The organism is Actinoplanes sp. NPDC021490 (assembly GCF_055562135.1).
Genome location: NZ_JBVHFW010000002.1, coordinates 638,272 through 651,623, shown reverse-complemented (window position 1 = coordinate 651,623; position 13,352 = coordinate 638,272). Strand labels below are relative to the sequence as shown.

Here is a 13,352-nt window from a genome sequence, read left to right as displayed (position 1 = left end):
GGATGCGCACGAAGGAGCAGCTGACCGAGGACATCCGCGACCACAGACGCGCGGTGCTGGTGGTCAACACCCACTCGCGGCGCGGGCGGCTGCTCTACGACGCCGCCTTCGCCCGGCTCAAGCAGGCCGGCTTCACGCTGCTCGGCGCCAAGGCCGTCGACCGCCCCCGCGAGCTGCCGCGCATCCTGGCCGAGGGCCTGGCCAAGGGGCCCGACCTGCTCATCGCGGGCGGCGGCGACGGCACGATCAGCACGGCGGCGAGGCTGCTGGCCCATCGCGATGTCGCGCTCGGTCTGCTGCCGCTGGGCACCACCAACAACTTCGCCCGCACCGCGCACACCCCGCTCGACCTCGGCGAGGCGGTCGAGGTGCTGGTCAAGGGCAAGGTGATCGACCTCGACCTGGGGCTGGCGGGGGACGAGCCGTTCACCAACCACGTCGGGGTCGGGCTGTCGGCCGAGGTCATGCTCAAGGCGCCGCGCCCGCTCAAGCGCGCGCTCGGCCGCTTCGCCTATCCGCTGACCGCGCTCGGCCTGCTCACCCGGCACCGGCCGCTGCGCATCACGGTGCGCGCCGAGGGGCGCAGCCACGAGTTCCAGAGCCATCAGGTGTACGTGGCCAACGGCGGCCACCACGCCGGCCGGCCCATCGCCGGTGACGCCGACGCGGACGACCGGCTCCTGGTGACGTACGCGGTCGGGGGTCCGAAACGCCGCCAACTGCTGGTCGAGACCGCCCGGAACGCGGCCAAGGGACCGTCCCGGACCCTGCGCGAGGAACCGTTCCTGGCGATGGGGGAGCTGTGGCTGGAAACCGACCGCCCGGCCCGCGTCGAGGTCGACGGTGAGCCCAGCGGCAGCACCCCGATGCGGATCGGCCTGGCCGCGAACGCGCTGCGGGTGATGGCCCCGGCCGGCGCCCCCGACCGGTAGGGTTCTCGACTTCCAGCCGCAGATGCACGAACCCGCGGAAAATGTCCGCGGAGGGATTGCACAGATTCGGTACGGGGTGCGTCGTAGTGGATGTGACCTTCGAGCAGTTCGCGATGGCCCGGCTCCCCAGTCTCCTGCGCTACGCGGTCGTCCTCACCGGCGACCGTGAACTCGCACAGGACATAGTCCAGGAGGTTCTGGCCCGGGCCCAGGTTCGATGGCGGCGGATCAGCGAGGCGGAAGTCCCCGAGGCGTACGTACGGCGCATGGTGCTCAACGAGTACCTGTCGTGGCGGCGCAGCTGGGCCGTCCGGCACGTGCACGCTGTCGGTGAAAGGCTCGTCGACCTCGACGACGCCCGGGGTGGTGTGCGCGACCACGCCGACGGTGTCGTCATGGCCGACGTCCTCTGGAAGCGCCTGTCCACACTTGGGCGCAAACAGCGGGCTGTCCTCGTGCTGCGCTATTACGAGCAGCTGGAGGATGAGCAGATCGCCGACCTGCTGGGGTGCTCCCCGGCAACGGTCCGCAGCCACGCTTCGAGGGCGCTGAAACTGCTCCGGCTCTCACCGGAGCTCATGGAACGCATTCCCGCCGAGGAGAAGTCGTGACTGAGCAGCCGCACCGCGATCAGCTGCGCGAGGCCTTTGAGTCCCACGAAGAGAACACCCCCGACCCGGCCGCGGTCTACGCCCGCGTCCAGGAGCTTTCCCAGAAATACAAGCGGCGCCGGCGGGGCGCCCAGATTGCCGCCGGTGGTGTGCTCGGCGCCGGCCTGATCGCCGGGGCGATCAACCTGCCCGCGTTCCTGCCTGCGAACAACGCTGTCACCAACACCTCCGCCGGGGTGCCCGCGGGTGCTCCCGCCGCGCCGTCCGCCTCCGCGGAAGCCGGCAAGCCGGCCGGTCTGGATCTCAACCTCGAGGCCTACGCCGACGCCGGCTACGGCTACGACGACGCCGGCAAGCTGGCCCGGCTGTGGCGGATGAGCGACGACGACCGGCTCGCGGTCAAGGCCGAGGCCGGCCGCCGCCTGCTGCTCGGCGAAACCCTGCCGATCAAGCCGTCGCCGGACGACCCGGTCGAGGAAGAGACGATCTCCCCCGAACAGGACAAGCAGTTCCAGGCGTTCTTCAATGCCGGCTACACCTGGACCGAGGCCGAGAAACTGGCCAAGATCTGGAAGCTGGCCGACCCGGGCGACGCCAAGCTCGAGGCGGGCAAGCGCCTGCTCGCGGGTCAGGAACTGCCGGTCAAGCCGACCAAGGAGAACGTCGCCGCCGCCCTCGCGGGCAAGCGGGCCAGCGCGTTCTGGGACGCCGGTTACGAGATCAAGGACGCCGAGAAGCTGGCCAAGCTCTGGCACCTCAAGGACACCTGGTCGGCCAAGGTCGAGGCGGGCAAGCGGATCCTCGCCGGCCAGACGCTGCCGATCCAGCCGTGACCACCCGGTTGCGCCGGCGCATCGGCTTCGAGATCGAGCTGATGGCGCCCCCCGGCGTCAGCCGGCGCAGCCTCGCCGAGGATCTGGCCGCCCGCATCGGCGGCCGGGTCCGCCCGGTCTGGCACCGCGACAGTGAGCCGTCGCTGGTGCCCGGCCTGGGCCGTTTCCTCAACCTCACGCTGGGCTTCGCGGTCGACCGGCCGGACGGCAGCCCGCTGTGCACCCTGGTCGATGACATCACCCTGGTCGACGACCTGGACCCGCGCAGGCCGGCCCCACCGGGCTGGTTCCGCGTGCTCAGCGACGACTCCCGGCTGCTCGGCCTGCTGGCCGGGCAGTGCGACCCGGCCGGTCCGATCGACACGGTGCTCGACGGCGCGGCCGCGCTGTGGGGCGTCAAACCGGAGCGGATCGGTGACGTCGTCCGCCTCGACGACGGCGCGGGCAGCACGATCGCGCTGGCCGCGCCGGCCGGTGGCGAACGCGAACGGCCGTGCGAAATCGTCACCCCGCCGCTGGCCGCCGGTCATCACGAGGCCCTCGACGAGCTGCTCGGGCCCGCCCGCGAGCTCGGCTTCACCGTGCCGGTCGAGGCCGCCGTCCATCTGCACTTCGACGGCGGACCCTTCCGCCGGCCGCAGGCCCTGGCCAACGTGGTGCGCCTGTTCGCGCACTGGCGTGAGCCGTTACGGGCGTTGCTGCAGACCAATCCGGCCTGCCGCCGCCTCGCCCCGCTGCCCGAGCCGCTGGTGGCCGCCACCACCAGTGGTTCGGGTCCTGGCGGCCGGCCCGGGTGGGACGAGCTGAGCGCCGCCGCCGACGAGGGCGGGCTCACCAAGTTCTTCGACATCAACCTCACCCAGCTGTTCGCCGAGCACCCGATCCGCGACACCGTCGAGATCCGCATCCTGCCCGGGGCGATCGACACCGGCGAGATCGTCAACCGGGCCGCGCTGGTCGAGCTGCTGCTCGAACGCTGCCTGGTGTCGTCGTCACTGCCCGCCGCCGACCCCGACCCGGCGACCGCGGCCGACCAGCTGATGCACTTCGCGGCCGAAGCCATGGCCCGCCGCTGAGCCCCTGAGGCCACGGCCCGCCGCTGGGCTGCTGACGCCACGGCACGGCGCTGAGCGGGCGGGACCCTCAGCCGGCGCGCCGCCGGTGCGACAGGGCGGGGTGGCATTCGTCGCCGGGGTGGCTGGCCGGGTCGACGTGCACGGTGGCGCCGGTCAGGCGGGGCACCCGGTGGGTGAGTTCATGCTCGGCGTCGGCGGCGATCTCGTGCGCGTCCACCAGGCTCAGATCGGCCCGTACGACCAGGGCAGCCTCGGCGTGCATCCGGTGGCCGATCCAGCGCAGCCGCAGGTCCCGCACGTCGTGCACGCCCGGCACCGAACGCAGCGCCGCCTCGGCCTGATCGACCAGGGCGGGATCGACGCGGTCCATCAGCCGGTGGTAGATCTCGCGGGCGGCGTCCTTGAGCACGAAGGCGATGGCGACGGTGATGGCCAGCCCGACGACCGGGTCGGCCCAGCCCCAGCCGAGCCCGGCGCCGGCCGCGGCGAGCACGACGGCCAGCGAGGTGTAGCCGTCGGTGCGGGCGTGCAGGCCGTCGGCGACCAGGGCGGCCGAGCCGATGCGGCGGCCCACCGAGATGCGGTACCGGGCGACGAGCTCGTTGCCGAGGAAGCCGGCGACACCGGCCCCGGCGACCCAGGGGAGGTGGGTCATCGTCCGCGGGTCCATCAGGCGGTCGACGGCCAGCCAGCCCGCCGTGCCGGCCGACGCGGCGATGACCAGCACGATCACCACGCCCGCGAGATCCTCGGCGCGGCCGAAGCCGTACGTGTACGCCCGGGTGGCCGCGCGCCGGCCGATCAGGAACGCGATGCCCAGCGGGACGGCGGTGAGCGCGTCGGCCACGTTGTGCAGCGTGTCGCCGAGCAGCGCGACCGAGCCGGACCAGATCACGATCAGGGCCTGCAGCAGCGCGGTGACGCCCAGCCCGGCCAGCGAGATCCAGAGCGCGCGCAGACCCTCGCGGGAGGCCTCCAGCGCCGGATCGACCTTGTCGGCGCTGTCGTGCGAGTGCGGCTTCAAGCGATGCCGGAAGCCGCCGTGGTGGTGATGGTCCATGTGCGGACTGTAGGTGCTGACACACGTGTGCGACAACGCGGTAAATGCCAATGACCTGCAGAAACACCGACTGTGCGACAGCTCAGCGCTGGGCCGCCATGAGGGCGAAGGCCAGCAGGCCGGTGGCGCTGAAGTCGATCGCGGGTTCGGTGGTGGCCGAGATGCGGCTGTCGTCGGCGTAGTGGGTGTCGTCGCGGTCGAAGGCGGCGAAGGCGTCGTTGTGGCACGTGGCCGGGCCGCTGGTCGCCTGCAGGCTCCGCACGCGGTCGGCCCGGTTGGGGCCGTTGACGACGGCGCCGGTCATGGTCAGCCCGGGGGCGGTCAGGGTGGCGATCTGGTCGTGCGGGCACCGCGGATACGTGGTGCCGACGCCGACGACCATCGACGTGCCCCAGCCGTTGGCCCCGAGGACGACGCCGCGCTGGGCGGTCGCGAAGGCGGCGTACCGCTCGTCGCCGGACGCATGCTCGTACAGTTCGGCCGTCGCCGCGTAGCCCAGCTGGCGGGCCGCGTAGTCGTAGCCGCCGTTGCCGGCCGCGGCGCCGAGGGGGTTGCCGGCCGCGGCCCGCATCCCGGCGTCGAGCCGCCGCCGCAGGTCCTCGAGCGGTTCGGGGGTGGCCCCGAGCAGGCGGATCAGCTCGGCGTCGGCCAGCGCGCCGACGTCGTACACGCTGAGCGGCCCGGTGCCGCCGGCGTTGGCCCGGGCCCACTTCGTCGCCGCGTCGGTCCACTCCCGCGTGCGCGGATCGCCGAGCGCCCGGCCGGCCAGCGCCAGCTCGGTCGCCGCGAGGGCCATGTCGTCGGTCCAGCGGTCCTCGGGGTAGAAGCTGCGGGGCTCGGCCGTCACCAGTTCGCCGGCATCGTCCGTACGGGCGAGGCCGAAGATCCGGGCCGCCGTGTCGAGGTGCTCCCGGGCCCGGTCCGGGCGCACCTGGGCGGCCAGCGCGAACGCGGCGGCGACCCGCCCGGCCAGGTTGGGGCTGATCGGCTCGCCCGCGCCGGCCGCGGCGAACACGGGCCGGTAGCGCTGGTAATAGCGCTCGTCGCCGGGCCGCACGTCCAGCGTGTCGTCGGTCTCGGGCAGGCGCCAGGTGTCGTGATCGCCCAGGAAGCCGCCGTCCGTGTGCCCGCTGCCGATCCCGACCTGCGTGTAGAGCACTTCGTCGCCGTCGTTCCACATCTTGTCCAGCCAGGTCAGGCCGTGCCCGGTCTCGGCGGCCAGGTCGCCGGGGGCGAGACCGTCGCGCTCGGCGATGAGCAACGCGCTCAGGGCGTACGCGGTGGTGTGGGTGAACTTGAGGAAGTCGCCGGCGTCGTACCAGCCGCCCTCGACGTCGACCGGTCCGCCCGCGCTGGTCAGGTCGCCGGTCAGCCGGCCGGAGGCGTCGAACGACGGGCGGGCGTAGACCGTGGCCCGGCGATCGGAGAGGTGGGCCGGTGGGCGGCGCCAGCGGCTCGTCACCTGGTTGGCGCCGTCCCGATGGTTCTGGAAGTAGGAGAGCGCGTCGCGGGCCGCCGGCCCGAACAGCTCGGCGGCGGGCGCGACCCGGAACGGCGGCGACTCGGCCCGCACGGTCCCGTCCACCCGCACCCGATAGACGCCGCGCTCGCTCAGCCCGCTGAGGTCGATCGGCCGCACGTCGGGATACGCCTCGTTCCACGGCCCCCGACCGGCGCCCACCTGCGGTTTCAAGACCTCCTTCCCGTACGCGTCGAGGACCGTCACCCGCGCGCCGGAGGCGTCCCGCGGCGACAACAGGTAGGCGACCTTGGTCTCGCCGGGGGCATAGCCCACCTGATCCACGCGGATCACGGCACTGGGCGCGCCGGCACGCTCGCAGGCGCCGGACGCGAGGATCAGGATGCCCAGCGCGAAAAGGGCCAAAGCTCGCACCGCAAGAGTCTGACGTTTGCGCGAAGATCAAGCCGCACGTGGTGTGCGGCCGGGCCTACTTCTCGATCAGGTCGACCAGCGGGGTCGGCTGGCTGATGTTGGCCGGCGCGTTCCACTTCTGCAGCTCCGACGTGTTGCACAAGGAGACCTTGACCTTGCTGGTGCCGTCGCCGTGGAAGTCGTTGGCGACGCCGCTGCTCTGGTTGGTCGGCTGCAGGCAGTAGCCCTGGTAGTCCTTGATCCGGTAGCTCGTGCCGTAGTCGCCGGTGTCGTGATAGACGGTCCACTGCAGGTTCTGCGCGGTCTGCGACACGGCGGTCGGGCAGTTCACCACCGTCACCCACGAGGTCGCGTTGACCACACCCGGCGAGCGCAGGCAGAAGTTTTTGGCCGCCGTGCCGTTCTTGCTGTTGCTGGTAGTGGTGGAGTTGTTGACGATGATCGGCCCGGTCGCGGTGATAGCCGGGATCACCGGTGTCGGGTGGACCCACTGCTGGTTGAAGTCGACGACGCCACCCGGGTCCTGCTTGCAGAACCAGGCGATCATGTACGACGCGTTCGTGTCCTTGTTCGTCACGTCCAGGCACCGGCTGAACTGGGCGTAGTTGACCAGCTGGTTGGTGTTGTCGCCGGCCATGCCCGCGCCGACACCGGTGGCCGACCGCCACACCGTCGTGCTGTTGTTGACCGAGCAGCCGCCGAGCACCACCGCGCGATTCGCCGTCGATCCCGGCGCCTGCACGTTGACGCAGGAATTGCGGTCGGACACGCTGGCCTCAGTCGTGGAGTGAAACAACGAGCTGCCGTCCAGGGCCCACTGGAAGGTCGTGGTCCGCACGGTCGGGCAGGGCCGGAAGACCACCGCCGTTCCCGACTTGCGGGCGTCACTGGCCCACAGGCACATGCCCGACGGCGCCCCCGACGACTCCGAGTTGATCATCTTGAGGTACAGGTCGGCCGTGTAACCGAACTGCTGGCGGCTGCTCCCGTCGCAGGGCGCCATGAGAACCGGCGAGTCGGCCGCCGGGGCCTGGTTCGCGCCCGAGTCCATGCACTGGTTGCCGAGGGTGGAGCTGGCGATCCGGATCTGCCCGCCCGGGATGTTGGTGTTGCTGGTGGAGAAGACGTAGGTGGCGGTCAGGGTCCGCTTGACCGCGCCGCCGACGCCGACCGAGCTGACGATCGCGGTGGCAGGCACGTCGGTGGTCGGGCAGGGCAGGTCGAGACCGTCCTGGTCGCGGTACTTCAGGGTCACCGAGTACCCGAGCCGCTCGCCGGCCGGGCCCACGCCGGCGTCGCCGGTGAGCGTGCACGGCGGCAGGTTCTCCAGGAACCCGTTCTGGGTGTCCTGGTCGGCGGCCGCCCGCACGCGCGCCATCATCATGTCCATGCCCGACTGGGAGGCGTTGAGGGCGGCGTTGCGGTCGGCCAGGCTCTGACTGGTCCGGATCTGGCGGATGACTATCGGGGTCAGAAGGGCCGACAACGACAACACGACCGTGACGATGAGCATCGCCATCAGCATCGATCCCCGGTCGTCCCGGCCGGCCCGTACGCGCATCATGAGCTTGGCCTCGCCTTGCTGCAAGCGTTGTCGACCAGCTTGCCGTTGTCCGAGAACACGTTGCTGGCATTGGTGTTCTGAGCGGTGAAGAGCACATCGAGCGGCAGGCTCGTCACGCCGACCCGGCCGGTGAACCGGAGCCGCACCTGGCTGTGCGCGAGCTGGTAGTCGCGTCCCACCCCGGAAACCCCGGGACTGGCCGAGGCGTACGGCTGGGAATTGGGCAGGTAGACCGTGAAGGGCGCGATCGATCCGGTCCGGTCCAGGTTGGTGGCGATCGTGGTCGGTGTCCCCGGTGTGATGGCCGGCAGGGTCCAGCTCGCCGTGGTCAGCACGCCGCTCTTGAGCGCGAGCTGGCGGCATCCGCCGGACGTGGCGTACTCGAGATACCAGTTGCCGCCGACCTGTCCGGGGACGGAGACCCAGCTGGCGTAGCGCAGCTCCTTGTCGAGCCGGCGGAAGCTGTTGGTGAGCTGATCCCGGGCGACGCTGACCGAGTCGACCCGGTTCACGTTCGAATAGATCTCGACCAGCCCGCCCATCGCGATGATCAGCACCACCGACATCAGCCCCATGCCGACGATCAGCTCGATCAGGCTGACTCCGCGGTCGTCGGACCCCACCGGCCCGGCGCCGGGGTCGTGATCGTCGTTCATGTGACCGTCCAGACGAGGGTGAGGACGCTGGTCGCGGTCACGGTGGTCGCCGTCGCGGTGACCGTGTAGGCGCCCTCGGTGGTCGGGGTTCCGGAGATGGCGCCGGTCAGGGCGTTGTAGGTCAGGCCGGGCGGCAGTCCGGTGACCGCGACGACCGGGCTCAGGCCCAGCAGCCCGCCGTTGGTGGCCAGCGTGATCGATGCCGCCGTTCCCCGCGGGGTGGTCTGGTCAGGCGCGGCCAGGGCGGGCGCCGTGAAGATCAGCGACTTCGTGGTGCCGACGAGCAGGACGAAGCGCCTGCTCGCCGTCCCACCGGTGCCGCCCAGGTTGTCGGTGACAGTGATCGTGGGCAGGAAGCGTCCGGAGACGTTGACCTTCTCGTTGATGGCGCCGGTCTTGCTGTTGATCGACACGCCGTCCGGCAGGCCGGTGGCGCTGTAGGTGTATTTCCCGTCGCCGCCCGCGCCGGAGGCGTTCATGGTGAGCCTCGAATTCAGGTCGATCGCCTCGTCGGTCACGGGGTTGAGGGCGACGGCGGGCAGCGCCACGTGGGTGTAGGTGCCCTTGGCGGAGACTCCGTTCTGGTCGGTCGCGACCACGGTCGACGGGAACGAGCCGGCTGAGGTGATCGTGCCGGTGATCGCGCCCGTCGTGGCGTTCACGGCCAGGCCCGGGGCCAGCGTGGAGACTCCGGTGGCGGTGACGGCGCTGTAGACGTACGGGCCGACCCCGTTGGCCGCGGTGGCCTGCAGGCTGACCGCCTCGCCGACGTGGTTGGTGGCGGCGGCCGGCATGGTCAGGGTGGGCGGCGGCACCACGATGAACGTGATGTCGGCCGCGTTGCTGCGGTTCAGCTTGTCGGTGACGGTCGCCCGGGCCGGGGTGGTGCCGGCCGTCGTCGGGGTGCCGGTGATCGTTCCGTCCGCGGCCAGGGACAGACCGGCCGGCAGCGTGGACACGGTCCACGTGTTGGGCAGTTGGCCGCCACGTGCCTCGAGCCGGGTGTCGTCCGGGACCGGGGAGTCGCGGTAGAAGGTCAGCGACGTGGTCATGACCAGCGGCGACGGCCGCTTGAGGTCGAAATTGGGTTCCGGCGCCCGCGAAACCAGGGTTGAGGCGACGTACGAGCAGGTGCCGGGCGGGTTTCCGACGGTGGCCGAGCAGGAGTTGTCGGGCCAGGTGATCAGGACGACGGCGCGGAAGAACTTCAAGATCTTGGTCGTGTCGGCCGGCTCCGAGGGCTTGCCGACCGGATAGACGCACGCGCCGGAGGAGTTGGTCAGATAGATCTCGCACGCCCCGACGTAGATCATCCGGGTGTAGGTGGTGCCCTCCACGGTCATGAGCTGGGCCTCGGTCGAGATGGGCGCGTCGGCGCCCTCGGTGGTGGCGACCGCGCTGTCCTCGTCCTGTCCGACCTGCATCGTCGCCAGATAGGGCTTGACCACGTCGGGGGCGGCCGCGAACTGATCCTCGCCGGCCTGCCGCCCGTGCCCGCTCAGCAGCGAGCTGCCCTTGAGCCCGCGCACCTGCTCCATCGCGGTGTTGGCCAGCTGGATCGCCGCCTGCCGGGTCCGCTGCTTGTTCACGTTCTGCAGGCTGCCGACGAAAAACGGGGTGCTGGCCAGCAGGGTGATCGCCAGCACAGCCAGGGCCACGAGTGTCTCGACCAGGGTGAACCCCTCGTCGGTGGCCCGGCGCCGGGGCATCTCCGGCCGTTTCCGGGCGCGCTGAAGCCGGCCGCACATGGCAGAGCCTCCCCCCGGGCACGGAACCAGTCATCAGCCCCATCGGCCGGTTTCTCGTTTCCTCAAGCGAATCTGTAGGTTGTGACGAGTGGTACGAGCACTCGACGACGCGCAACCGCCGGCCGACACGGTGTCGCTGGATTACTTCTCCGGGCTCTACGAGGCCAAGGACGACCCCTGGGACGTCGCCTCCAAGTGGCACAACCAGCGCAAATACGCGGTGACCACGGCCAGCCTGCCGCGGGAGCGCTATCGCCGCTGCTACGAGCCCGGCGCGTCGATCGGGCTCCTTACCCGGCTGCTCGCCGAGCGTTGTGACGAGGTGCTGGCCGTCGACTCGGTGCCCTCCGCGGTCGAGCAGGCCCGCGAGACAGTCAAAGACCTTTCCCACGTACGGGTGGAACGGGCCAGCCTGCCCGCCGAGCTCCCGGACGGCCGGTTCGACCTGATCGTCATCGGCGACCTTCTGTACTACTTCTCGGCGGCCGATCTCGCGGCCGCGCTGGACGGCTTCGTGCGGCTGCTCGAACCGGACGGCGACCTCGTGTCCGTGCACTTCCGCGACCGGGGCCACGGCAACTACGACGGCTTCCAGGTCAGCGCGGCGCTCGACGCGCGGCCGGAGCTGGAGCGGGTCGTCCGCCACGAGGACGAGTGGTTCGTGCTGGATGTGTTCCGGCGCACGGTGCCGGTGTAAGGAGCGCGGAGTAGGTTCGATTCATGTCGCTCGCGATCTCGATTCTGGACCTGGCCCCGATCAGCAAGGGGCAGACCGCCCGGGAGAGCTTCGAGGGCAGCGTGGCGCTGGCCCGGGCCGCGGAAGCCAGTGGCTACCGGCGGGTCTGGTACGCCGAGCATCACAACATGCCGACCATCGCGTCCTCCGCGACCAGCGTCGTCATCGGCTACGTGGCCGCGCACACGTCGACCATCCGCCTCGGCGCCGGCGGCATCATGCTGCCCAACCACTCGCCGCTGGTGATCGCCGAGCAGTTCGGCACGCTGGCCACGCTCTATCCCGGCCGCATCGACCTGGGCCTGGGCCGCGCGCCCGGCAGCGACCAGAACACGATGCTGGCCCTGCGCCGCGACAACAGCTCGGCCGACAAGTTCCCGCAGGACGTGCTCGAGCTCAACGGCTACCTCACCGGCCACTCCCGCATCCCCGGCGTCCAAGCGGTGCCCACCCCCGACGGCCCGGTCCCGCTCTACATCCTCGGCTCGTCGCTGTTCGGCGCCCAGCTGGCCGCCCAGCTCGGCTTGCCGTACGCGTTCGCCTCGCACTTCGCCCCCGACGCGCTGCACCAGGCGGTCACCGTCTATCGCGAGACGTTCCGCCCGTCGGAGCAGCTCGAGTCGCCGTACGTGATCGCCGGGGTCAACGTCTTCGCCGCCCCCGGCCACGACGAGGCCGAAGACCAGAAGGTCCGGGCGTACCGCTCGCGGACCCGCGCCTTCATCACCCGGGGAGCCCGCGGCGGCAACTTCACCGACGCCGAGATCGACGCCTTCCTGGCCTCGCCCGCGGGGGCGCAGCTGTCGAACATGACGCGCTACACGGCCGTCGGCACGCCGGACGAGGTCCGCGAATACCTCCTGAAGTTCGCCGAGGAGGCCGGCGCGGACGAGCTGATCACGGCTCACCACGCCTCCGAGCTGGACGACCGGGTCCGCTCGATCGAGCTGACAGGCGAGGCCCTCCGAGCCGACAGCTGACGGGCCAGGCCCGCCAAGCCGACAGCTGACGGGGCCGCCTCACTGCCCGGGCGGCATTCCATCCCGCGGCGCGGCGTCCTGCCTTACCGCCCCGCGGCGTCGGGTCTCTGGCGCCGCGGGCGCCGTGCCCGGCGATTGCGCACTTCTGTTGCTTATCTCCGCGGCGATCATTCGGGTCCAAAATGGATATTCAGGTCACCGCCGGGCGCGGACAAGTGCGGACATTGAAATGACTCGAACCGATCGATGCGGCGTGTTCATCGTCACCGGAAACGCTTTTGTTTCAGCCAATGAAACAGTGCGTCACGAGAGCCTGAAAGATGTGACGCCGGTCGCCGTATAAATCGGGCGATTACCGCACCATTGTGACGGCCGTGCAGCGCTGTGACCTGCCCGTCCGTACCTAGAGTGGCCAGCCGGGAATCCGCGATCGGCCTCGTGGGCCTAAGATCCTATGAATTCGGAGAATGCATTTCCATCTCATGTGGCCGAGGGGTGAAGCGAAGCTATGGTCGACCGACCGATCCGTGAGTGGAACGGGCTGACCATTCCCGACCCGGGTGTGTACAAACTGGACGAGGCTCACAAGCGGCTCGGTTTCCACGCCCAGCACATGATGGTGAGTCCGGTCCGCGGCGAATTCGCCCGGGGGAGTGCGACGATCTTCGTGGCCGAGGATCCCGCGCGTTCGTCGGTCACCGCCACCATCGAGGCCGCCAGCCTCACCACTCACAACCCCGAACGGGACACGCACCTCTCCGGCCCCGACTTCCTCGACGTGCAGAAGTATCCGACGCTCGACTTCCGCAGCACCGGGGTCGAGTGGCAGGAGAACAACGAGGCGATCTTCCTGTGGGCGCGGCTGCGCAGCAACCCGCTGTCCCGCCGGCCCGGCGCCGCTGTCGTTCCCGCGGCCAAGCCGAGCGGCAAGTTCGTGGTGCACGGCCTGCTCACGATCAAGGACGTGACCCGCCCGGTCGACCTGAACGTCGAGTACGGCGGCGCCCGTCGCGACCCGTACGGCCGCGACATCTTCGGCTTCAGCGCCTGGGCCGAGTTCGAGCGCGAGGACTACGGCCTGGTCTGGAACGTGCTGCTGGAGAGCGGCGGCTTCCTGGTCGGCAAGACGGTCCGCATCGAGATCGCCGGCGAGGCCATCCACGAGGCGCCGCCCGCAGCCTGACCCCTGCGCGTCGTCGACCCCGCCTTGGCCACCCAAGTCCCCGGCCGCCGCCCGTTGCCGGTCTTGACGGCCGTGTCGC

12 protein-coding genes are annotated in these 13,352 nt (G+C 70.8%); 7 read left to right on the top strand and 5 right to left on the bottom strand.

What is annotated here, in order from left to right; all coding sequences use genetic code 11:
• Positions 1-2: 2 nt before the first annotated feature.
• The 4 genes from ACZ3I4_RS07335 to ACZ3I4_RS07320 all read left to right on the top strand — a co-directional run bounded on the left by ACZ3I4_RS07335 (position 3) and on the right by ACZ3I4_RS07320 (position 3,452).
• Entirely contained in the window at positions 3-932 is a 930-nt protein-coding gene (locus ACZ3I4_RS07335; protein WP_465380997.1) for a diacylglycerol/lipid kinase family protein, read from the top strand.
• A gap of 92 nt (positions 933-1,024) precedes the next feature.
• Positions 1,025-1,543: a SigE family RNA polymerase sigma factor gene (locus ACZ3I4_RS07330; protein WP_465381163.1), complete on the top strand. Its 519-nt coding sequence runs from the start codon at positions 1,025-1,027 to the stop codon at positions 1,541-1,543.
• Positions 1,540-2,376: a hypothetical protein gene (locus ACZ3I4_RS07325; protein WP_465380996.1), complete on the top strand. Its 837-nt coding sequence runs from the start codon at positions 1,540-1,542 to the stop codon at positions 2,374-2,376. The genes ACZ3I4_RS07330 and ACZ3I4_RS07325 overlap by 4 nt, the downstream gene beginning before the upstream one ends.
• Positions 2,373-3,452: an amidoligase family protein gene (locus ACZ3I4_RS07320; protein WP_465380995.1), complete on the top strand. Its 1,080-nt coding sequence runs from the start codon at positions 2,373-2,375 to the stop codon at positions 3,450-3,452. Before ACZ3I4_RS07325 ends, ACZ3I4_RS07320 begins: the two co-directional genes overlap by 4 nt.
• Positions 3,453-3,519: 67 nt before the next feature.
• Here the strand turns inward: ACZ3I4_RS07320 and ACZ3I4_RS07315 are convergent, their stop codons facing one another.
• From ACZ3I4_RS07315 to ACZ3I4_RS07295, 5 genes are all read right to left on the bottom strand, one after another.
• A complete protein-coding gene (locus ACZ3I4_RS07315; RefSeq protein WP_465380994.1) occupies positions 3,520-4,512 on the bottom strand; it encodes a cation diffusion facilitator family transporter in 993 nt (330 codons plus the stop codon).
• Between the two features lie 82 nt (positions 4,513-4,594).
• The gene (locus ACZ3I4_RS07310; RefSeq protein WP_465380993.1) at positions 4,595-6,406 is read right to left on the bottom strand and encodes a glycoside hydrolase family 9 protein; all 1,812 of its coding nucleotides are present in this window, start codon (positions 6,404-6,406) and stop codon (positions 4,595-4,597) included.
• 55 nt (positions 6,407-6,461) lie between these two features.
• Positions 6,462-7,994, bottom strand: a complete 1,533-nt coding sequence (locus tag ACZ3I4_RS07305) for a ricin-type beta-trefoil lectin domain protein (RefSeq protein WP_465380992.1) — start codon at positions 7,992-7,994, stop codon at positions 6,462-6,464.
• Positions 7,967-8,626, bottom strand: coding sequence for a PilW family protein (locus ACZ3I4_RS07300; RefSeq protein ID WP_465380991.1), 660 nt, complete (start codon positions 8,624-8,626; stop codon positions 7,967-7,969). Before ACZ3I4_RS07300 ends, ACZ3I4_RS07305 begins: the two co-directional genes overlap by 28 nt.
• Complete coding sequence (locus ACZ3I4_RS07295; protein ID WP_465380990.1) at positions 8,623-10,335, bottom strand: type IV pilus modification PilV family protein; 1,713 nt, start codon at positions 10,333-10,335, stop codon at positions 8,623-8,625. The genes ACZ3I4_RS07300 and ACZ3I4_RS07295 overlap by 4 nt, the downstream gene beginning before the upstream one ends.
• Positions 10,336-10,462: 127 nt before the next feature.
• Here ACZ3I4_RS07295 and ACZ3I4_RS07290 point away from each other — a divergent pair, with 127 nt between their 5' ends.
• From ACZ3I4_RS07290 to ACZ3I4_RS07280, 3 genes are all read left to right on the top strand, one after another.
• A complete protein-coding gene (locus tag ACZ3I4_RS07290; RefSeq protein WP_465380989.1) occupies positions 10,463-11,071 on the top strand; it encodes a class I SAM-dependent methyltransferase in 609 nt (202 codons plus the stop codon).
• Between the two features lie 23 nt (positions 11,072-11,094).
• A complete protein-coding gene (locus ACZ3I4_RS07285) occupies positions 11,095-12,090 on the top strand; it encodes an LLM class flavin-dependent oxidoreductase (protein ID WP_465380988.1) in 996 nt (331 codons plus the stop codon).
• Positions 12,091-12,598: 508 nt separating this feature from the next.
• Positions 12,599-13,273 carry a YceI family protein gene (locus ACZ3I4_RS07280; protein ID WP_465380987.1) on the top strand — a complete coding sequence of 225 codons (675 nt, stop codon included), beginning with the start codon at positions 12,599-12,601 and terminating at the stop codon, positions 13,271-13,273.
• Positions 13,274-13,352: the final 79 nt, after the last annotated feature.

Bases quoted from the DNA above. Each gene is read 5' to 3' on its own strand.
- ACZ3I4_RS07335 (WP_465380997.1), top strand. From the start codon at position 3: ATGCGCACGAAGGAGCAGCTGACCGAGGACATCCGCGACCACAGACGC.
- ACZ3I4_RS07315 (WP_465380994.1), bottom strand. From the start codon at position 4,512: ATGGACCATCACCACCACGGCGGCTTCCGGCATCGCTTGAAGCCGCAC.
- ACZ3I4_RS07300 (WP_465380991.1), bottom strand. From the start codon at position 8,626: ATGAACGACGATCACGACCCCGGCGCCGGGCCGGTGGGGTCCGACGAC.
- ACZ3I4_RS07295 (WP_465380990.1), bottom strand. From the start codon at position 10,335: ATGCCCCGGCGCCGGGCCACCGACGAGGGGTTCACCCTGGTCGAGACA.
- ACZ3I4_RS07285 (WP_465380988.1), top strand. From the start codon at position 11,095: ATGTCGCTCGCGATCTCGATTCTGGACCTGGCCCCGATCAGCAAGGGG.
- ACZ3I4_RS07280 (WP_465380987.1), top strand. From the start codon at position 12,599: ATGGTCGACCGACCGATCCGTGAGTGGAACGGGCTGACCATTCCCGAC.